This window comes from Pullulanibacillus sp. KACC 23026, assembly GCF_029094525.1.
Lineage (GTDB): Bacteria > Bacillota > Bacilli > Bacillales > Sporolactobacillaceae > KACC-23026.
The window spans coordinates 3,170,745-3,191,438 of record NZ_CP119107.1 but is presented as its reverse complement, the minus strand read 5'-3'; the positions used below and the strand labels follow the sequence as shown (position 1 = coordinate 3,191,438).

The 20,694-nt window shown below is 43.4% G+C and carries 25 protein-coding genes; 21 read left to right on the top strand and 4 right to left on the bottom strand.

Annotated features, from left to right (window positions below; genetic code table 11):
- Positions 1–2: 2 nt before the first annotated feature.
- From ccsB to PU629_RS14725, 11 genes are all read left to right on the top strand, one after another.
- Complete coding sequence (gene ccsB / locus PU629_RS14775) at positions 3–1,199, top strand: c-type cytochrome biogenesis protein CcsB (RefSeq protein ID WP_275284440.1); 1,197 nt, start codon at positions 3–5, stop codon at positions 1,197–1,199.
- Positions 1,200–1,507: 308 nt separating this feature from the next.
- Positions 1,508–2,224 carry a response regulator transcription factor gene (locus tag PU629_RS14770; RefSeq protein WP_275280830.1) on the top strand — a complete coding sequence of 239 codons (717 nt, stop codon included), beginning with the start codon at positions 1,508–1,510 and terminating at the stop codon, positions 2,222–2,224.
- Positions 2,224–4,029, top strand: coding sequence for an ATP-binding protein (locus PU629_RS14765; protein ID WP_275280829.1), 1,806 nt, complete (start codon positions 2,224–2,226; stop codon positions 4,027–4,029). The genes PU629_RS14770 and PU629_RS14765 overlap by 1 nt, the downstream gene beginning before the upstream one ends.
- Positions 4,030–5,485: 1,456 nt before the next feature.
- Positions 5,486–6,001 (top strand): hypothetical protein, encoded by a 516-nt coding sequence (locus tag PU629_RS14760; protein WP_275280828.1) that lies wholly within the window; start codon positions 5,486–5,488, stop codon positions 5,999–6,001.
- A gap of 256 nt (positions 6,002–6,257) precedes the next feature.
- The gene (locus tag PU629_RS14755) at positions 6,258–7,217 is read left to right on the top strand and encodes a hypothetical protein (RefSeq protein WP_275280827.1); all 960 of its coding nucleotides are present in this window, start codon (positions 6,258–6,260) and stop codon (positions 7,215–7,217) included.
- Positions 7,218–7,493: 276 nt separating this feature from the next.
- Positions 7,494–8,516 (top strand): HoxN/HupN/NixA family nickel/cobalt transporter, encoded by a 1,023-nt coding sequence (locus tag PU629_RS14750; protein ID WP_275280826.1) that lies wholly within the window; start codon positions 7,494–7,496, stop codon positions 8,514–8,516.
- Positions 8,517–8,702, top strand: a complete 186-nt coding sequence (locus PU629_RS14745) for a hypothetical protein (RefSeq protein WP_275280825.1) — start codon at positions 8,517–8,519, stop codon at positions 8,700–8,702.
- Between the two features lie 12 nt (positions 8,703–8,714).
- The gene (locus PU629_RS14740; RefSeq protein WP_275280824.1) at positions 8,715–8,858 is read left to right on the top strand and encodes a hypothetical protein; all 144 of its coding nucleotides are present in this window, start codon (positions 8,715–8,717) and stop codon (positions 8,856–8,858) included.
- A 48-nt stretch (positions 8,859–8,906) separates the two neighbouring features.
- A complete protein-coding gene (locus PU629_RS14735; protein WP_275280823.1) occupies positions 8,907–9,068 on the top strand; it encodes a hypothetical protein in 162 nt (53 codons plus the stop codon).
- Positions 9,069–9,150: 82 nt separating this feature from the next.
- Positions 9,151–9,276 carry a hypothetical protein gene (locus PU629_RS14730; RefSeq protein ID WP_275280822.1) on the top strand — a complete coding sequence of 42 codons (126 nt, stop codon included), beginning with the start codon at positions 9,151–9,153 and terminating at the stop codon, positions 9,274–9,276.
- A 64-nt stretch (positions 9,277–9,340) separates the two neighbouring features.
- Positions 9,341–9,484, top strand: coding sequence for a hypothetical protein (locus tag PU629_RS14725; RefSeq protein WP_275280821.1), 144 nt, complete (start codon positions 9,341–9,343; stop codon positions 9,482–9,484).
- 200 nt (positions 9,485–9,684) lie between these two features.
- Here PU629_RS14725 and PU629_RS14720 read toward each other — a convergent pair whose 3' ends face one another.
- Positions 9,685–9,933: a ferredoxin gene (locus PU629_RS14720; protein WP_275280820.1), complete on the bottom strand. Its 249-nt coding sequence runs from the start codon at positions 9,931–9,933 to the stop codon at positions 9,685–9,687.
- 140 nt (positions 9,934–10,073) lie between these two features.
- Between PU629_RS14720 and PU629_RS14715 the strand changes: the two genes are divergently transcribed.
- From PU629_RS14715 to PU629_RS14700, 4 genes are all read left to right on the top strand, one after another.
- Entirely contained in the window at positions 10,074–11,129 is a 1,056-nt protein-coding gene (locus PU629_RS14715; protein ID WP_275280819.1) for a YpbB family protein, read from the top strand.
- Positions 11,122–12,609 carry a RecQ family ATP-dependent DNA helicase gene (locus PU629_RS14710; protein WP_275280818.1) on the top strand — a complete coding sequence of 496 codons (1,488 nt, stop codon included), beginning with the start codon at positions 11,122–11,124 and terminating at the stop codon, positions 12,607–12,609. The genes PU629_RS14715 and PU629_RS14710 overlap by 8 nt, the downstream gene beginning before the upstream one ends.
- Positions 12,610–12,653: 44 nt before the next feature.
- On the top strand, positions 12,654–12,992 hold the full coding sequence (locus PU629_RS14705; protein WP_275280817.1) for a hypothetical protein: 339 nt from the start codon (positions 12,654–12,656) through the stop codon (positions 12,990–12,992).
- Between the two features lie 216 nt (positions 12,993–13,208).
- On the top strand, positions 13,209–13,670 hold the full coding sequence (locus tag PU629_RS14700) for a DUF2663 family protein (RefSeq protein WP_275280816.1): 462 nt from the start codon (positions 13,209–13,211) through the stop codon (positions 13,668–13,670).
- Between the two features lie 33 nt (positions 13,671–13,703).
- Here the strand turns inward: PU629_RS14700 and PU629_RS14695 are convergent, their stop codons facing one another.
- Genes PU629_RS14695 through PU629_RS14685 form a run of 3 tightly spaced genes read right to left on the bottom strand, consistent with a single transcriptional unit; the run spans position 13,704 to position 14,803 of the window.
- A complete protein-coding gene (locus tag PU629_RS14695; RefSeq protein ID WP_275280815.1) occupies positions 13,704–14,273 on the bottom strand; it encodes a manganese catalase family protein in 570 nt (189 codons plus the stop codon).
- Positions 14,274–14,290: 17 nt separating this feature from the next.
- On the bottom strand, positions 14,291–14,518 hold the full coding sequence (locus PU629_RS14690) for a spore coat protein CotJB (protein WP_275284439.1): 228 nt from the start codon (positions 14,516–14,518) through the stop codon (positions 14,291–14,293).
- A gap of 60 nt (positions 14,519–14,578) precedes the next feature.
- Entirely contained in the window at positions 14,579–14,803 is a 225-nt protein-coding gene (locus PU629_RS14685) for a spore coat associated protein CotJA (RefSeq protein WP_275280814.1), read from the bottom strand.
- 209 nt (positions 14,804–15,012) lie between these two features.
- On the opposite strand from PU629_RS14685, the gene PU629_RS14680 reads away from it, so the two are divergent.
- The 6 genes from PU629_RS14680 (at position 15,013) to PU629_RS14655 (ending at position 20,649) form a co-directional block, all read left to right on the top strand.
- Positions 15,013–15,648: a CBS domain-containing protein gene (locus PU629_RS14680; RefSeq protein WP_275280813.1), complete on the top strand. Its 636-nt coding sequence runs from the start codon at positions 15,013–15,015 to the stop codon at positions 15,646–15,648.
- A 136-nt stretch (positions 15,649–15,784) separates the two neighbouring features.
- On the top strand, positions 15,785–16,141 hold the full coding sequence (locus tag PU629_RS14675; protein ID WP_275280812.1) for a hypothetical protein: 357 nt from the start codon (positions 15,785–15,787) through the stop codon (positions 16,139–16,141).
- 102 nt (positions 16,142–16,243) lie between these two features.
- Positions 16,244–17,020: a metallophosphoesterase gene (locus tag PU629_RS14670; RefSeq protein ID WP_275280811.1), complete on the top strand. Its 777-nt coding sequence runs from the start codon at positions 16,244–16,246 to the stop codon at positions 17,018–17,020.
- A gap of 267 nt (positions 17,021–17,287) precedes the next feature.
- Entirely contained in the window at positions 17,288–17,869 is a 582-nt protein-coding gene (locus PU629_RS14665) for a genetic competence negative regulator (RefSeq protein WP_275280810.1), read from the top strand.
- Between the two features lie 289 nt (positions 17,870–18,158).
- Positions 18,159–19,067: a D-alanine--D-alanine ligase gene (locus PU629_RS14660; protein ID WP_275280809.1), complete on the top strand. Its 909-nt coding sequence runs from the start codon at positions 18,159–18,161 to the stop codon at positions 19,065–19,067.
- 304 nt (positions 19,068–19,371) lie between these two features.
- A complete protein-coding gene (locus PU629_RS14655) occupies positions 19,372–20,649 on the top strand; it encodes a Glu/Leu/Phe/Val family dehydrogenase (protein WP_275280808.1) in 1,278 nt (425 codons plus the stop codon).
- Positions 20,650–20,694: the final 45 nt, after the last annotated feature.

Here is a 20,694-nt window from a genome sequence, read left to right as displayed (position 1 = left end):
CTATGGTGGCTTGGAGTAGTGCCCTTCTGCTTACAGCGTTTATCCTTTACACAGGTGGTACCATTGTTTTCACAGTCAGCGTAACAGGTAAAAACTTTCAGCAAAAAAATGGTGGCAGTGCTGCACGGCGAATCGGTGCCGCTGGTTTTATTATCGCGATTGTGGGCTTTGCTTCACAGCTAGGTTATTTCTTAACCCGTTGGCAGGCTGACGGCCATATACCTGTAAGTAATCTTTTTGAATACACCACATTTTTTAGCATGATGATGGTGTTGGCCTTTATTATTATTTATCTGATTTATAAGAATAATAGTGTTGGCATGCTGACACTGCCGATTGCGGTTGTGGTCATTGCTTATGCTAGTGTGTTTCCTAAAGAAGTTCAGCCGCTCATTCCGGCGCTTCAAAGCAATTGGTTGATGGTTCATGTTACGACCGTTGCATTAGGAGAAGGGATTCTCTCGCTCAGTTTTGTAAGCGGACTCGTTTACCTGCTAAAAGTGGTGGATCAGACGGGTTCAACGAAGAAGACTTTCTGGCTTGAATTTGTCATGTTTTCGATCGTTTGTGTGATTGCTTTTGCCTTAATCTCAACCATTTTTCAACAAGCGGGTTACAAGACTTCTTTTAGCTATGTGGATTCTAAGGGGCAAAAGACGACTCTTGACTATCAAATGCCTGCCATTGCCGGCCCTCATAACGGAAAGCATTTGGATGATGCCTTTGGCCCGCTCTTTCAAATTCCATCATGGATGAATGGTGTGCAGGCGCCAAGGAAGTTAAACACGGTGATTTGGTCGTTCTTCGGAGGCATTGTGCTCTATGCACTGATACGCCTCCTATTAAGGAAACGGATCAGTGCGGTTCTTCACCGGATGATGCAGGGCGTTAATCCTAATCTGATGGATGAGATCAGCTATCGTGCAGTGGCGATCGGATTTCCCATCTTTACTCTTGGCGGCATCGTGTTTGCAGCTATCTGGGCGGAACAGGCTTGGACGCGCTTCTGGGGCTGGGATCCGAAAGAAGTATGGGCACTCATTACGTTCTTCTTCTATGCGGCCTACTTGCATTTTCGTTTATCTCGCGGCTGGATTGGTGAAAAATCAGCCTGGCTCAGCGTTATCGGCTTCGTTATTATTATGTTTAATCTCATTTTTGTAAACTTGGTTATCGCTGGTATGCACTCCTATGCCTAAACGATCGAATCACATTGAAACACCTTCACACTTGTGGGGGTGTTTTTTTCATAATTGTTGTGATTCAATGCTTAAGTTCTTTTCTATTTGCTGTAAAATCAGTGCCGCGGAACGCCTCCCATAAACTATTAAGAAAGGTCCTTCACATGGCTTAAATAAAATACGGTATTTTTTAGATAGGATGTTTTTTGAAAATACGCTTGACGTAGACTATACTTAGAAGTAGTGATCCAAAAAAATCGAGATCTCTAAATAGAATAGAAGATTATAAATGTGATGTTGAAAGATTGAAGGAGGCCATTTAGGTTATGGAATACCAAGCAACCATTTTAGTGGTAGACGATGAAGAACGCATTCGTCGCTTACTTCGCATGTATTTAGAAAGAGAAAATTATATTATCGAAGAAGCGGAGAATGGTGAGGATGCCCTCCGAATGGCTCTTGAAAAGGATTATGATTTAATTTTATTAGATTTAATGCTTCCCGGGATGAGCGGGGAAGATGTCTGTGAACGATTGCGCGAGTCAAAAGCAACCCCTGTCATTATGCTGACAGCAAAAGGAGAGGAAGCGAATCGTGTGCAGGGCTTTGAAGTGGGGACCGATGATTACATTGTTAAACCATTTAGCCCAAGAGAAGTCGTCCTTCGAGTTAAGGCTCTTCTGCGGCGCTCTTCTTCAACGAAGTTTCTTGAAACGGAAACAACTTCTAAGAATGTGCTCGTGTTTCCTCATTTAACGATTGATCATGATGCCCACAGGGTTCTCGTTGATAAAAAGGAAGTAGGATTAACGCCAAAGGAATACGAACTCCTTTTATTTTTAGCTAATTCGCCGGATAAAGTGTTTACTCGTGAAGAATTGCTGAAAGACGTTTGGAATTATGAATTCTTCGGTGATTTAAGAACAGTGGATACACATGTGAAACGCTTAAGGGAGAAATTAACCCGAATTTCTGAACAAGCAGCGAATATGATTGTGACGGTTTGGGGGGTTGGCTACAAATTTGAGGTTGTGACGAATTAATGCTTTGGAGAAGTGTTGTTGGTAAGCTTTGGCTGACGATTCTGCTTCTGGTCTCAGCCGTTCTCATTTTTCTCACGATTCTTTTGCTGCAATTTTTTGAGACGTTCCATATCACACAGGTTGAGAATCAAATGACCCAGATCGGGAAAGAAGTCGCAACCATCATTAGTGAAGAAGGCTCCAGCAAGAAGGCGTTAGCAACGGCTTCGCAAATTACGGATGTATTGGATGCGCGCGTTATTATCTATTCTGAAGACGGTCATTATTGGATTTCTCCAAATGCTTCAACGCTGCCGGCTATTCCAAAGCGTGTGCTTCAGCAGGACGGAGAACTTTCTAAGGTTTTAAGTGAACAAAAACTGGTCAAGAAAAATGAAGTCATCCCTTTTAAGTCGGACCAGGAAGAAAAGATGGTCGTGGTCGGCGTTCCTTTTACCAATGCAAATGGAAAACCTGAAGCGGCCTATGTCTATCAGTCTTTAGACGTCATTCATCAGACGAATACGCAGGCACAGAAAATCATCTATATTGGAGCGGGAATTGCGATCATCTTGACGACGATTTTTGCCTTTTTCCTTTCGACGCGAATAACGGCTCCATTAAGAAGCATGCGAGAAGCGGCTCAGCAAGTGACGAAGGGGAACTTTAATGCTAAGGTCCCGATTCTGACGCGTGATGAAATTGGTGAGCTGGGCATTACTTTTAATCAAATGGCGAGTCAATTAAAGACGAATATTATGGCGCTTCAGCAGGAAAAGGAACAGTTATCTGGTATTTTGAGCTCGATGGCTGATGGGGTCATGACTTTTGATAAGGATGGCCAATTGCTCGTTTCGAATCCTCCAGCCAAGCGATTCTTGTTATTTTGGGAATATGAGAAGAATGAAGAAGAGGGCATAGAGTCTGTTAAAGAAGGCGTTCATCGACTGCCGCCTGAGCTGATTGACTTGTTCAAACAAGTGGCAAAAGAAGAAAAGGAACAAACGATTGAAATGACGTATCAAGGTCGGACTTGGGTTGTTGTGATGACACCATTATACGATCAAAATGATATACGTGGTGCAGTTGCCGTACTCCGTGATATGACAGAAGAGCGCAGACTTGATGAAATGCGCCAAGGCTTTATTGCGAACGTGTCACATGAACTTCGGACGCCGATCTCTATGCTGCAAGGGTATAGTGAGGCCATTGTGGATGGAGTCGCTGAGACCGAAGAGGATAAAAAAGAAATGGCTAAGATCATTTATGATGAATCGCTTCGAATGGGGCGCTTAGTCAATGAATTACTAGATTTGGCCCGTCTAGAAGCTGGGCATTTTCAAATGCAGGTCACGGAAACGCATATGCATGACTTCTTAGATCGGGCGGTCGGAAAGTTTCGGAATCTTGCGCGGGAACAGGAGATACGGGTTGAATTAATTCAGGATATAGACAAAGAGCTCGTTCTATCCATCGACCCTGATCGCATTGAACAAGTGTTAACGAATCTTATTGATAATGCCATTCGCCATACGCCTAGAGGCGGAACTGTTACCGTTTTAGCGGAGCCGATCCCGTCTTTTCTTAAAGTTAGTGTCAGTGATACGGGAACGGGCATTTCAAAAGAGGATTTGCCGTTTGTTTTTGAACGGTTTTATAAAGCGGATAAAGCTCGAACTCGCGGTAAGGCAGGGACGGGATTAGGACTTGCGATCGCAAAAAATATCGTTCAAGCTCACCGTGGAAAAATAGGGGTTCAAAGTAAAGAGGGGCAAGGGACGACGTTTATCTTTACCTTGCCATTATCAAAAGGTGAAATAGAATAAATATTAAGAGAGCTAGTGGTTCATCCTGAGCCACTAGCTCTTTTTATTATGTCAAATACTTTTTTGATTTTTAGATATAGGGAATACACTTACATCTACAATTTCAAAAAAAATGTTAGATCGGTAGCAACTGACAAGGAACTTTATAATGGTTAACCAAACCCTCTCAAATCTGAAGGCCTCGTTTTGTTGTATTGGAGCCCTCAACACACACAATGGGTCCCGCTCACGCCTCATTTTTGTGCATTGGAGCCTTCATCACACACAATGGGTCCCGTTCGCGCCTCGTTTTTGTGCATTGGAGCCTTCATCACACACAATGGGCTCCACACACGCCTCATTTTGGTGCATTGGAGCCTTCATCACACACAATGGGTCCCGTTCGCGTCTCGTTTTTGTGCATTGGAGCCTTCATCACACACAATGGGTCCCGTTCGCGCCTCGTTTTTGTGCATTGGAGCCCCCATCACACACAATGGGTTCCACACACGCCTCATTTTGGTGCATTGAAGCCTTCATCACACACAATAGGTCCCGCTCACGCCTCGTTTTTGTGCATTGGAGCCTTCATCACACACAATGGGCTCCACACACGCCTCATTTTTGTGCATTGGAGCCTTCATCACACACAATGGGCTCCACACACGCCTCATTTTTGTGCATTGGAGCCCTCATCACACACAATGGGTCCCGTTCGTGCCTCGTTTTTGTGCATTGGAGCCCCCATCACACACAATAGGTCCCGCTCACGCCTCATTTTTGTGCATTGGAGCCTTCATCACACACAATGGGTCCCGTTCGCGCCTCGTTTTTGTGCATTGGAGCCCCCATCACACACAATGGGCTCCACACACGCCTCGTTTTTGTGCATTGGAGCCTTCATCACACACAATGGGTCCCGCTCACGCCTCATTTTTGTGCATTGGAGCCTTCATCACACACAATGGGCTCCACACACGCCTCATTTTGGTGCATTGGAGCCTTCATCACACACAATGGGCTCCACACACGCCTCGTTTTTGTGCATTGGAGCCCCCATCACACACAATGGGCTCCACACACGCCTCATTTTGGTGCATTGGAGCCTTCATCACACACAATAGGTCCCGCTCACGCCTCGTTTTTGTGCATTGGAGCCTTCATCACACACAATGGGTCAGTACACGCTTGTTATGAGGGGAATTGTGGATTTATTGGCAAAGGCTCTTTTTGTTTACTTAATGTTTAGGCTCTGTAAAGGTTAACCTTGATTGTCTATTTGCTTTTTTAATTAGGCGAAAAAGGCTCGACTGAAAGCAGGCTTATTTTCGCCTTTATTAAAAGGTAGTGACTGGCGAATCAACAACGGTCTTTAACCGAGCCTAATTTTGAAAGAAATTACCGGACGTTCCCTGAAATGAACATATTAGGGCTGATTGAATATCATACCATTGTACTAAATTTAGGAGGGATTTAGGTGACAGAGTTTACAAGAAATTCTGGACATGATTTTGATCTTAAAGAGATAAAAAAACATTTAAACAAACCAGTTAAAATAAGTACAGCTGACGGTAAGGCTTATGAAGGTGTCCTCAATCGTATAGATGAGACGAACTATGAATTAAATATCCTCATTCCAATTAATGTTGGCAACAAAAAAGTAGACAACACTAATGAAGAGCGAGCATTTAGTCCATATGTCGGCTCAGGTTATGGGCTTCCTGGAACGGGTTACGGAATGACTGGCGGTTATGGCCTAGGGAATACAGGTTTTCCAGGTGGACATTACTCGAGCCCAGGTTATGGCACGGGTGTTCCTGGTGCAGCAGGTTACGGAGCAGGCTACGGATATCCAGGTGTGGCGGGCTATGGGGCCACAGGCTATGGAGCAGGCTACGGGTATCCAGGTGCGGCAGGCTTTGGCTCCGCTGCTGGCTTCGGGTACCCAGGTTTGGCCGGACATGGCGGTTACGGAAACATAGGTTATATTTAATCTCACCGATCTTAAGCAGCTAAATGTAAAATTAAAAGAAAGAGGACCTCAGTGAGCAGGATTCTCTTTCTTTGTTTTTTATTTTTTTGGGAGCAGACCCCCACTGAAAGAATGATTGCTTGAAGAGGTCTGTCCTCACTAAGTTTAATAACTATAAAGGGATAAGCATATAATGTGTCAACTCCATGTTCATAAAGTCCCTTCACAAAGTAACGTTAAGGAACGGAAATTCAGGCAGGAGAGGGAGGCGACCGAGATGAATGAACAAGACATGAAGACATTGAAAATGCGGCTAGATGAACTCGAAAAAATGATAAAGGACATGAAAGACAAGGGTAGGTCTTATTATATAAACATTGAACATGCTGAAATCCAAGGGCCAATTGTTGATAAATTAGATTATAATTTCGATAAATTAGATATAAAAGAAGTGAGCGGTGCATTAAACCTCGGAAATAATTTTGGTGTACGTGTCGGCAAGCTTACAAAGAAAGACGGGAAGGAGAGCACAGAGGGGGCTCATACAGAGAGCGAGTGGACCTCAAAAGTTGAGAAAGAGCGTGGAGAAAGCAGTCAGCCGGGCACCGAAAGTAACTCTTCTTCTATAAAAAAGAGCGAGGGATCGAGTCCGTCTTCAGAGCCAAACTCAAGTGAAACAATCAGTAAGTCTGCTCACTTTTCACAATCACATTCAGATACATCACAAGAAATCAATGGCAGTTCGGCAAACGGCACCCATAAAGGAGAAAGTTCAAGCTCTGAGGTTCCTATTAGTCATAACTCAGAGCGTGCCGTTGTTGAAGAACCATCAAAGCGTCCGAACAGCCAGGCAGCCTCTCCCTTTTCAGAAAAAAAAGAGGAGTTGACCAGCTCTAAGTCATCGATTCTTGGGAAGACTGTACCGGAAGCTGGAAGTAGAGAATTCTCTCCTAATGAGCGAACAGAGAAGCCTAATACAGAGGTTAAAGGCCATGAAGGCTCAACCCATTTTAAGAGAAACGAAGAAACGTCGTCTTCCTTAAATCTAAGAAATAAGAATACATATGCGTTAAACAAAAAGGAGAAAGAGCCGCGAAAATTACTTACTAATAAAAAGCCTGAACCCATTAAGGTTGAGAAAACGAATCAACAGTCATTAGGAAGTCCCTTTCCAACGATGGAAAAGGGGGAGGTTCTCATTCGAACGAAAACGGGGTTCTCTATTAAGAAATATTAAGAGTTAGAGGAAGGCGGACGGCTGTTTACACAGTCAAAGGCAATTCGTGATACCATGAACGTTTCGCGAGTTTTCGGTCATAGGGCGCTTTTAAGGAGAGGATTGTCACCGGGCGAGAAGAGAAGTTCCTACAAAGCGGAGGCATCAAAAGTAAGTTTTCTTCAATTAGGAGACTTGAAAAAGGGGAAGGGGTATGGAAAAATAAAATGAATGGTGCTTAATTTTGAATAATACAGACTTTTTGGTCAAGTTTGAAATAGAAGAGGAGAGGATCGGTTGGCGCAATCAAAGAGGGGCTTTAAAGGAGGAATTCCTTATTTAGTAATTGTTGGAATTTTACATGTTTTAGGCATTGGTTTGCTTTTATTAGGGGGAGCGACTCCTTTTTTAATTGGGATGGCAGTCATTGCTTATATGCTCGGGCTTCGGCATGCCTTTGATGTGGATCATATTGCCGCAATTGACAATACGGTTAGAAAGCTTCTTCAGCAGGGAAGCCGCCCAAGCGGGGTGGGTTTTTATTTCTCCATTGGCCATTCGACCGTTGTGTTTATTATGGCAGTTCTAACTAGTATCTCGGTAAGATGGGCTCAACAAGAAACGCCACGTTTTCAAGAGATTGGCGGTTTAATTGGAACAATCGTTTCGGGCTGCTTTTTAATTTTAATAGCCTTTCTGAATTTGATTATTCTTAAAGATATGGGGAAGGCTTTTCTAAACATGAATCGAGGTAGCTATGATCATGAGAAAGTGGAGAGGTTATTGCTTTCAAGAGGGTTAATGGGGCGCTTTTTCTCACCGCTTTTTAAGCTAGTAAATCGCAGTTGGCATGTGTATCCAATTGGCTTCTTATTTGGGCTTGGCTTTGATACGGCAAGTGAAGTAGCCCTTCTGTCGATTGCGGTAGCGGCTTCCCAACAGGCTGTTCCTGTTCTCGGTATGATGGCCTTACCGATACTGTTTGCTGCGGGTATGAGTTTAATGGATACACTTGATGCGCTTTTCATGGAAAGAGCTTATCAATGGGCTTTTACCACACCGCTTCGAAAGGTTTATTATAACTTAACGCTCACGTCGATTTCCGTCTTGGCTGCCCTTGTTATAGGCGTTATTGAAGTAGGACAAGTTATCAGTCAAAAGCTTCACTTAACTTCAGGGATAGGGGGCTGGTTTAATCGGCTTAGCTTTGGTTATCTCGGTTTTTGGCTTGTCGGTTTCTTCCTTATTTCATGGCTAGTTTCGATCGTGATATGGCGAAATCTGAAAGTCGAGAAAGCTTGGCAGGAAACCGAGTTGTAGTTGGTAAGACAAGCTTACCCACGAAAATGGATGAGACGAGGTTCAAAATGGTGGGTAAGTGGAGGGACGCAATACACAAAAAAAGCCGATGCAGGGTTGAGAGCAGTTAAGAAGGGCGTTCATCAAGGGGATGAACGCCAAAATAGGGTTGAGAGCAAGCAAGAATGGCGTTCATCAAGGGGATGAACGCCAAAATAAGTGGATGAGGCAGTCGAAAGGGCGTTCATCAAGGGGATGAACGCCAAAATAGGGTTGAGAGCAAGCAAGAAGGGCGTTCATCAAGGGGATGAACGCCAAAATAGGGTTGAGAGCAAGCAAGAATGGCGTTCATCAAGGGCATGAACGCCAAAAAGAGCGAGTGAGGCAGCTGAAAGGGCGTTCATCAAGGGCATGAACGCCAAAATAGGGCTGAGAGCAAGCAAGAAGGGCGTTCATCAAAGGGATGAACGCCAAAATAGGGCTGAGAGCAAGCAAGAAATGGCGTTCATCAAAGGGATGAACGCCAAAATAGGGCTGAGAGCAAGCAAGAAATGGCGTTCATCGGGGGGATGAACGCCAAAATAAGTGGATGAGGCAGCCGAAATGGCGTTCATCAAGGGGATGAACGCCAAAAAGAGCGAGTGAGGCAGTCGAAATGGCGTTCATCAAGGGGATGAACGCCAAAATAGGGCTGAGAGCAAGCAAGAATGGCGTTCATCAAAGGGATGAACGCCAAAAAGAGTGGATGAGGCAGCCGAAAGGGCGTTCATCAAGGGGATGAACGCCAAAAAGAGCGAGTGAGGCAGCCGAAAGGGCGTTCATCGGGGGGATGAACGCCAAAAAGAGTGGATGAGGCAGTCGAAAGGGCGTTCATCAAGGGGATGAACGCCAAAATAGGGTTGAGAGCAAGCAAGAAGGGCGTTCATCAAGGGGATGAACGCCAAAATAGGGTTGAGAGCAAGCAAGAATGGCGTTCATCGAGGGGATGAACGCCAAAATAAGGAGGAGCCGAAACGCGAGAGATGAAGGCTCCAACCCACGAAAATCGATGAGATGAGAGTCAAAATGGTGTGCAAGAAGTGTTTGCGCACGAAAAAAATGTCCGTAGCCCCAAAAAATTGTGGGCAAGGCAAGTTTGCCCACGAAAATTGAGTTATAAAAAAATGTGCCCCTTAATTGGCACATTTTTTTAACGGAATTTATCGGGATCGCCTTCAAAGGGCAGGTCTGCTAGACGGATGGAGTCGCTGGGACAGCCTTCATAAGCATCCATCATATCCTCTAATAATTCTTCAGGGATCTCAATTGTTCCGCTGTTTTCATCTATTAAAGAGAAGGCTAGACCTTCTTCATCGTAATCGAAAATCTCCGGTGCAGAAGCCGCGCATGCCCCGCAAGCAATACAGGTTTGTTGGTCCACGATGGTAAACTTGGGCATGATCAGACCTCCATTTCTTTTTATTTCGAGTCTCTCCCTATTTTAAACACCCAACTGATAGAATTCAAGTTGTAACCTTAAGGCGAATCGTGACGAATTTTGGTAGAATAGAAGAAAGGTCAATCTGAGGAGGTGCTGGGATGTATCGTCATTTTTTAATTTTGAAGCTTATTTATGCTTTTAAAGGTGATCGATCCTCATCCGCAGTGTTTCATTTATTGCATGGAAAACAAACCTCTCAAACCATTCAGGACGGGTATACATACAAAGTCCACTCTTATTTTAAAGCACTTCCGTTTTATTTGAGGGAAGACTTTGAACAAGATATGAAAGCCCTTCATGATCAAGGCCTCGTGATTGAAGAAGGTGTGAACCAATGCCGCTTAACGGAAAAAGGCAGTCTTGCTTTAGAAGCGTTCGAACAGCAATTTCAAATACCGGTTGGATTAAATGGCTGGCTGGTTGGAAGTAAAAGCGAGGTGTTCTGGCAGAGACTTTCATTGATTGTCCAATCACTCTCGCATCTCGTACAGGGTGAAAAGCACTTCATAACCATAACGAATGACCCAGGTATTTTAAGGTGGGGAAAACAGTTTTTTCTTGCCTCTCCTTATTCCCGAGAAAAGTTAGCGCAGCTCCTATTGGCGGATTTGCACGGCTTGCTTGCCAGTCTATCCTCCATACAAAAAATACTAATCGTGCACCGCCTGTCCGGTTATCGAAAGGAAGGGGTTACTTTTGATCAATTATCCCAACACTTTCAAAAACAAAAGGAAGAGCTCTATCTCCACTTCCGAGCCGCTCTTGACCGCTGCGTATCCGCTTTAGAAGAATCTTCTAATCAGTATCCGCTTTTATCATCTTTTATTGATCGCGAGAAAGAACTGCGGATGACTCAATCCGCACAAGAAACGTTAGAGTGGTTTAATCAAGGGCTTTCGATCGATGAGATAGCGAGAAGAAGAAGGCTTAAATCATCGACAATTCAAGATCATTTGATTGAAATTGCCCGATTCAAGCCAGAAGAAGTGAGGGAGAAGCTGCTGCCGGCTGAGGTGGGTGAATGCATCCAAAAGGTTCTTGAAGAACAGTCAACAAGGCGCTTATCAGAGTTGAAAAAAAAGCTTCCTGAAGAAATCAGTTATTTTCATATTCGCTTAGCGCTTGTCTTTCAGGAGGTGAATACAGGTGCTTGAAACCCTTTTAAAAGAACGGTATGGCTTTGATAAGTTCCGAATAGGTCAAAAAGAAGTGATTGAAGAGGTGCTGCAAGGCCGGGATGTATTTGCCATGCTTCCAACAGGGACGGGAAAAACGCTTTGTTATTTGTTCAGTGGACAAGTTCTAGGCGGGTTAACGCTCATCGTCTCACCGCTTCTTTCCTTAATGGAAGATCAAGTTCAACAAATAAAGCTCACTGGTGAAAAACGAGTGGCGGCTTTAAATAGTTTCCTCTCGTTTGAGGAAAAAAAGAGATTGCTCAACTCCCTCGATACGTTGCATTTTTTGTTCGTGTCTCCAGAAATGCTGAGGATGAGCAGTGTTGTAGAGGCGCTTAAAGACAACGGTGTTCGGCTCTTCGTGGTCGATGAAGCGCACTGTATTTCACAGTGGGGACATGATTTTCGGCCTGATTATCTGCGACTCGCGGAAGTCAAGCGCTGCTTAGGACAGCCCACTTGTTTGGCATTGACTGCAACAGCGGATAATCGAGTCAAACAAGACATTAAAGAACAGCTTGACATTAAAGGCTGTAAGGAGCATGTGTACAGTATTGATCGGCCGAATATTGCTCTAAAGGTTGAACAAGTGGCAACGCATTTGCAGAAATTCAATCGTGTCACGGAGCTCGTTCAGGAGCTTGAAGGCCCAGGCCTCATCTATTTCTCAAGCCGTGAGGTAGCTGAGCAGGCCGCTGCATGGATCCAAAGAAAATGCGGCAAGACGGTTCGGGCTGCCTTTTACCATGCGGGCCTTACAAGTGAAGACCGGTTGTTTATCCAGCATCAATTTTTAAATGATCAATTAGATGTTCTGTGCAGCACGAATGCATTTGGGATGGGGTTAAATAAGAAAAATGTGCGATATGTGATTCATTTTCATTATCCGCAACATCTCAATGCTTATGTCCAAGAGATGGGGAGAGCTGGTCGGGACGGGCTGCCTGCACTTGCGCTGACGCTGCTTGCCCCAGACGATCATTTATTGCCCGAAGCTATGATTGAGCGGGATTTTCCAAGTGAAGCGAGCTTTGATTTTATTTTCCACCATGGAAAGATAAATGGCTGGACGAGTCTCGCGCTTTATAAGGCAGCGCTTGAGAGTGGGTCAACGGAAACGGCTGCTCGTTTTGTTGGCGAACAATCCAGGCGGCTTGATCCAGATTCGTTTGAAAAAAGTCGTGTGATTTTAAAAAGAATCATAGACGAACGCAGAAACTTAAAATTAAAGGATTTAAGAGCGATGAGACAATGGTTGATGACATCGACCTGTCTTCGGAGAGGGCTCTTAAAGGCCTATGATGAAGAACTTAACGAACAAAGAGAGCCTTGCTGCGACCGTTGCGGCTTTGATTTAGAAAGGTTTTCTTCTAATTTTCAAAGCACAAATTCTTTCCCCGCATTAATAGAGGATTGGGAGCAACGCCTTTCTGCTCTCTTGCCGTCTAATAGCTAATGAGAGTAGTTATGAGTAATTAAGTGAGAGTGAGGTTTTTAAAAATGGACCATTTAAATTCTTATGAGCCTATGCAGGCATTACCGCCACGACGTGTTCGCCATGGGAGAAAAAAGGTTGAACGCGCGACTCGATCAGCTAGAAAATCCCCTGAACTTGAACTTATAAAGCCTAAGCTAGAAGAGAGCCATCATGTATCACTTGATGGGGCGGCAACTAAGACGAAACTTCTAGAAGCGGACCATGCAGAAACAGAATCACCATCTGAAGAACTTGCAAACAAACGCGAACCAAGGGGATCTTTCATTGTCGCCAATGTAATCATGTGGGGATTTCTTTTGCTTGTTGGCGGGATCCTTTTTTATACCATTCGGCATTACTAAGAACAGGCTTGCTGATTGCCCGGTCGTAACGCCTCCGCAGAATGGGGCTAATTTTGCGCCTCGTGAGTCAAAAAATAGGGGCTTACGGAGTTTGACGGCCTTTTTGGATATTCTGAGTGAGTGGAAAAAAAGCGTGATTGGACTTTCCATCTTTTGAAAATGACCTGTCCTAATTCGTTCTCTCTCATCATAGTTTTAATAGGGGGAGGGTTGCCCATGGATAAGGTAGGCAGTCAATTAGATGATATGTTTAACAAAGGGGAATTATCTGAAGTCACGCATGGGGTTCTTAAAAAGCTTGTAAAAAAGCGAAAAAAAGAACGCTATTGGCGAAATCTTCAATTCATAAATGTCATGATGCTCTGCTGCCTTTATTTGATTGTCCTTTTCACTTTATTCCCGTTTCTTAAAGTTTATCAAAATTCCTTTAACGGCTTTATGAAGTGGGCGTTCATCTATTGGCACTTTTTAATGGTCTTTTTTATCATTGCCTGTCATTTTGCTTTAAAGATTGTAACTGATAAATACAATGAGATGGATGGAAAATACGAAAGGTTGCGAAAAGAAATTATTGATCGCGAAAATGAGCTCTGGAACCGGCATGTAGAAGATGCCCGATCGAGATTTCAAGTTTTAACCCTCTTTGATGATAAAGATGTGAACCTTTTTCATAAATAAGGAGGGGGCCCACCCGAAGTGAGCCCTCTTCTGTTAATAAACGATTTTTTTATTGCGCTCCTCCTTAATGATCTCAACGGCCTCTCTGAATCTTTGTGAATGCACAATCTCCCTTTCTCTTAAATACGAGAGAGAGTCATTAAGGAAGGGGTCATCCGACATATTGATCAGCCATTGATAAGTGGCTCGTGCTTTTTCCTCGGCTGCAATATCTTCATAGAGGTCCGCGATAGGGTCTCCTTTTGCTTGAATATAGCTTGCTGTCCATGGAACTCCACTCGCATTATGGTAGAATAGAGCGCCATCATGGTTGGCATAATGATCCCCAAGCCCAGCCTCTTTCATTTGTTCTGGAGTGGCGTCTTTTGTTAATTTGTACACCATTGTGGCAATCATTTCCAAATGAGCAAACTCTTCTGTTCCAATATCCGTTAATAATCCGATGACCTTATCAGGTATCGTATAGCGTTGATTTAAGTATCTGAGGGCTGCAGAAAGCTCGCCATCAGCCCCTCCATATTGCTCAATTAAAAACTTGGCAAGACGGGGGTTACAGGTGCTGACCTTTACTGGATATTGTAGTTTTTTCTCATAGATCCACAAAGACAATCACTTCCTTTTTAAATTTGCCATGGCCAAGGGGCTTCCACCCAGGCCCAAGGAAATTTGGAATAGCTCATTCCAAAGCCTTGTAAAGGACCAAATTGAGATTCGAATACTTGCTTTAACTCCCGTGATTTCTTGGAATACGTATTAAATTGTTTTAAAGCATCCAAATCATCCGGATGTGTGTCAAGGTAGAGATTCAGTTCAACCAAAACGAAATCGATGGCCTGAATTTCTTCCATAAGATCATAAAATTCTTGCGGTAAAGGAGCTTTGTTCTGGGACACTTCGAGACACCTCCTCTATGATTCTCTGTACGGACTTGAATAAGGAGCATATAACGCCGGCCACAGAGTACCATGCTTTAACGCTTCCTGCGGGGTTGGAAACTGCTCAAGCCCTTTCGGCTGAAAGCCTAGATACAATTGAGGCGGTGTTTCATAGGTTTTAACGGGAATTGGGGGGCAAGGGTCAAAGGGGCTGATATAAGGTTCATAGGTTTTTCGAAATGTATGTTCAGGCAGCATCACTGAGACCTCCTTCTGTCTTAAGGACTAGTTAAGTTATCAATCAAGCATTACTAAATTTATTATGTTTGCAGAACTTGTCACATGCATATATTGTGTGTTTACATTTCTATAGGGTGATAAAAATATCTCAGGAAGAAAAAAGGGGAAAAGTCAATTCATGTCGAATCCATTGAGTTAAATCGCAGGAAGTAGAGGGAGGAAGAGCCATGTTCGTAAAAAGCATTATCATACCGAAGCATCGGGTCTTGTTTGTAACTAAGGGATCATCAGCCGGTAAAACCTTGAAATTTTTAGAAGACAACCAAATTGATGGAGTTCCAGTATTAGACGGAGACACTTATTTGGGGCTTGTGACCCGATGGTCGATCTATGAATCAGGTTTTAAATCGGGTTTGGATCAACAGGCTTTTCTTGAAACGGTTAAAGTGGAAGATATTGCGATCAAGAAGAATGCGCATATTGATGATTCGGATGTCTTTGAAGAAACGTTATTAAAAGTAAAGGACGTCCCATTTGTTCCTGTTCTAGATGACCAGAATAAGTTTGTGGGAATTGTGACGCGATACGATGTCTTGGAGCAATTCCAAAGTGCCTTTGGGATGAAGCATAAAGGAATACGGATTGCCTTTTCTTCCGTAGAGGTTGAGGGGCGGCTTGCTCGCCTTGCCAAAATAACGCATGACTTTCATCAAAACATCATTTCACTTGCGACCTTTGATGAGACCGACAAATTAGTTCGACGCCTCGTCATGAGGATCGAACCATCGGCTGACTTAGATAAATATCTAAATAAGTTAGAAAAAAACGGGTTTCAAATTTTAGACGTTAAATCCTTTGAGTGACAAGGTGATTGGTGTTTGTCGGTTTTCATAAAAGGGAAAAAAGACGCCCCTCCTTAAGCGTCTATCTGATTGACCGAAATCAATCGCAAAAACACTTTATGGGGCCTCTTCATACGCTGTGGTATGGAGGGGTCTTATGCGTATCTATGGATGGTTGGTTGTCGGTTTTTTTCTTTGTCATGAGAGCCTTATGCTCTTTAGCACACCAAGTAAAGGCGAATCTTCTCTGTTCAATTTAATCTATCATCCGGTCCTTTTCTTTCAGGCATCTCTGTTAATGTTAATGGGATTGTATCTAGCCACCTTCTCTTTTCGATATGCACTTATTGTTACCCGCCATGAACGTGTAAATCCATCGACCAAATTCGTATATGGTTTGATTTACTCCGCTACCTTTTTAGCTGGATGGGGATGGCTGATCGTTACATTAGTGTGGGGAGGGCTGCTCCTTCTTTTTCTTTCCGTTATTTTATATCTGCTCTGGGAGAAATAGTCGAAAGGTCTTGGAGAAAATTGAATTAAAGATCGTTATAATAGGTGTTAAGAAATAATATTGGATATAATTGGAAGGCTATAGAGAAGGTGGTTGGAATCAGTGAATTTAGCAACAGTTATGATCGAATTAGCAGCAGTCATTGTGTTGGGCTTCCTTTTTTTAGTCTTCATGTTCATAGAAGCTAAGCAATCTAACGTCAAAAACATCAAAGTACCTATCAAGGAACTGCCTACTGCATTCAATGATTTTCGCCTTTATTTTATCTCGGATATTCACAGAAGACGGATCTCTTCTGCTATGCTTCGTCGCGTTTCTAATCCGGATCTCGTTGTAATAGGGGGCGACTTGACTGAAGAGGGTGTTCCTTTTGAGCGGGTGTCTGACAACCTAGCTAAGCTTAAGCAGTTGGGCCGTCCCATGTTGTTTGTATGGGGAAATCATGACTTGCAGGTGGATCCTTATGAACTTCGTGCCCTTTTGAACAAGTATGAGGTAGGCATCCTTACTAACGATTCCTATGAAGTGGTTAAAGAAGGTGAGCGGCTTACGATTCTAGGCGTTCATGATGCCACGACGAATCTCGACGTTGTCAGTCTTCCGCTCTTGAGTGCCAAAGAGGGGGTCCGCATTTTAATCAGTCATAATCCAATCGTATGTGACAAGCTGGATAAGTCACATCGAATTCCGCTGGTTGTATCAGGACACACACATGGAGGGCAAATTCGTCTGTTTGGATGGGGAATAAGAGAGAAAGGCGGCGTGCAGGAGATGGACTTTGGCACCCGCATTATAAGCAATGGTTATGGCACGACGAGGTATCCGCTACGGCTTGGAGCGCCTCCCGATACATTGTTAATCGAATTGAATGCTCTATAGGAGATTACTGGACAGTCATGAGGCTTGTCCTTTTTTATTTACCATTGTATACTACCTTAAAGTAGTTGGCGCAGAGTGTATATTATTAGCAGAGTTACAGGCCCTTTTACGGAACACCTCTAATGCTGGCTACATATAGTGTAAAAAAGACGAATAATGTCCTCAATAAACCACTGTGGTGGGTGACTAATATGGATAGATATAGGCAGAAGGATGACTGGCAGCAAGTCGTAAGCCGCATTTTTCGATCTGGTAAGGAGGATGGACATGAGACTAGAAAGACTGAACAGTGATAAGATCAAGATCTTCTTGACCTTTGATGACCTTCAAGAACGCGGCCTGTCTAAGGATGATTTATGGAGCAATCTCCCAAAGGTTCAAGACTTGTTTCGGGAAATGATTATGGAAGCAGATGATGAGCTTGGGTTCCAAGCGGATGGCCCCATTGAGGTTGAAGTCTTTTCTTTACCTGCTCAAGGCATGGTTATAATTGTCTCGAAAAGTGTGGATACGGATTTTATCGATGAGGATGATCCTTATATAGAGATGCAAGTGACATTGGATGAAAGTGATGTCATTCTTTATCGATTTAACGATATTGAAGAGGTTATTTCGTTAGCTGAAAAATTAACCATGATGGGTGAATCAGGTGGACGTCTTTTCGTCTATGAAAAATGTTATTATTTGGAATTTACCCCTGATGACATCCAATCTGATGAGGAAACCTTTGTAGCTGTTTTGGCCGAATACGGAACGCCTTCAACTCTAACGCATCATCGACTAGAGGAATATGGACAAGAGCTTTTAGGCCGACAAGCGATCAAACAACTTTGTATGTATTTTAATTAAGATATAAAAAAACACATGGGCTGACTTAAGGAACCTTGGTTCTTGTTACGTCAAGCCTTTTCCTTTTTCTAAAGAAACCTTAAAATGATTCTATGTAGGATCAAAAAAAAATATGTGAACGGTTTTTAGGGTCGTTCATGTGCCAAAGGCTGTGATCGTGACTAAAGGAAAAGCTCGTCCGTCAAGGGTTGAGAAAGGCGAGAGCGAGAAACTAAAACGTAAAGGTCCGGTCCCGTTTGCGCGTGTATTAAGTTTAATTTTATTTTTCACCTAATCGAGGAGGAAGAACATGAAAATTGCAGTGATCTATGGTGGTGTCTCATCAGAAAGAGAAGTGTCCTTATCAACAGGAAAAGGGGTTATGGAGGCTTTAAAGAAAAAAGGGCATGAAGTGACAGGAATTGACTTTCATCCTGACCGTTTGGAAGAGGTCATCCAGTTAGATTCGGATTTAGCTTTTATAGGCTTACATGGTAAATTTGGTGAGGACGGACGCCTGCAAGCCCTTCTTGATATGTTGAAAATTCCATATATTGGTTCTGGTGTTGGAGCAAGCTCTCTTGCTATGGATAAAGGTCGAGCCAAGGTCATGTTTGAAAAGGCTGGGATAAGGGTAGCAGAAGGTAGGGTTATAAAAAATAATGAGTTGTTAGAGGCATCACCGTTTGGCTATCCCGTTGTCATCAAGCCTAATCAGGAGGGATCCACTATTGGATTAACGATTGCGGAGGATCAGGAGAGTTTTATAGCAGGGATCCAGAATGCCTTTAAGTATGATTCAGAGGTCATGATTGAGTCTTATGTTAAAGGGAAGGAATTGACCGTATCCATATTAGGAAATGACGCTCTACCAATCATTGAAATTGTGCCAAAGAATAGTTATTACGACTACGAATCCAAATATGCACCAGGCATGAGCGAGCATATTGTTCCTGCTAGAGTTGATCAAGCACTGACGAAGAAGATCCAAGAATGGGCGATTCGTGCTCATCAGGCGCTTGGGTGTTCGATCTATTCACGAGTCGATTTTATTGTTCCTGAGGATGGTTCTGAACCGGTCATTTTAGAGGTTAATACATTGCCGGGAATGACACCAACAAGTCTGTTTCCGGATGCAGCAAGAGAGGTTGGTTTGTCCTACGAGGATATGATCGATAAACTGGTTCAATTAACATTGGCGAAACGGGACGAAAAATAATCGCAGTAAGTTATTGAAAAAAAGAACGGGATTTACTATAGTAAGTGAGTGAAAACGTCTTGTCTTATAGAGAGTCTCTTTTTAAGCTTTTGGCCTTATACTTAATGGATACACGGATCGATTAAGAAGGAAGTTTAGCGTAGGCGAGAGCGGCTCCCTTCTTTAAGAGTGACTCGCCTTTAGAGAAAGTGGTCAGGATTAAGGGGGCTCTCCCCCTGTTCTTAGTAAATTTCCTAATCAATTAGGGAATCTTAAAAACATATTTGTATTTGACTTTCACTTTAGAAAGTCATAGGAGGTTAATATGGTAGCTAATAATAGCTCCGAACAACTCGGTGAAAAAGAATCAATCGATGTCCTTGAATCCACACAAACCGTTATTAAAGATGCCTTAGAGAAATTAGGGTATCCAGAAGAGGTTTATGAATTGTTGAAAGAGCCGCTCAGAATTATGACGGTTCGCATTCCGATCAGGATGGATAATGGTTCGATTAAAATTTTTACTGGCTACCGAGCACAACATAATGATGCGGTTGGACCGACTAAAGGCGGGGTAAGATTTCATCCGGATGTGACGGAAAAAGAAGTGAAGGCTCTTTCTATTTGGATGAGTTTAAAAGCCGGCATTGTCGATCTCCCTTATGGCGGAGGAAAAGGGGGAATTGTGTGTGATCCCCGTGAAATGTCATTTAGAGAATTGGAACGCCTAAGCCGAGGGTATGTGCGTGCGATTAGTCAAATTGTCGGTCCTACGAAGGATATTCCGGCACCTGATGTCTTTACGAATTCACAAATTATGGCGTGGATGATGGATGAATACAGTCGTATCCGTGAGTTTGATTCACCAGGTTTCATCACGGGTAAACCGCTTGTTTTAGGCGGCTCGCATGGCCGTGAGTCCGCGACGGCAAAAGGGGTTACCATTTGTATTCGTGAGGCCGCTAAGAAACAAGGAATTGTCCTTGAAGGCGCCAGAGTGGTCGTTCAAGGATTTGGAAATGCCGGAAGCTTCCTAGCTAAATTCATGCATGATGCGGGAGCAAAAGTGATTGGAATTTCGGATGCCTATGGAGCGCTTCATGACCCGGATGGTTTAGATATTGATTATTTGTTAGATCGCCGTGACAGCTTTGGAACCGTAACAAAGCTCTTTAAAAACACCATTACAAATAAAGAGTTGCTTGAATTAGATTGTGATATTTTAGTTCCAGCGGCTATTGAGAATCAGATAACTGAGGAAAACGCACATAAGATAAAAGCCGCGATCGTCGTTGAAGCAGCCAATGGTCCAACGACATTAAAGGCGACCAATATTTTAACAGAGCGCGGTATCCTTCTAGTTCCGGATGTGCTCGCAAGCTCCGGAGGCGTTACGGTCTCTTATTTTGAGTGGGTGCAAAACAATCAAGGCTATTATTGGTCTGAACAAGAAGTTGAGGATCGTTTAGAAGACGTCTTAGTGAAGTCGTTTAATAACGTTTATAATACATCGGTTAACCGCAAAGTGAACATGCGATTAGCAGCTTACATGGTCGGAGTTAGAAAGATGGCAGAGGCCTCACGCTTCCGCGGCTGGATTTAACAGAAGCCTTATAAGTTGAAACCCAAAGTCACTTCCCCTATGATT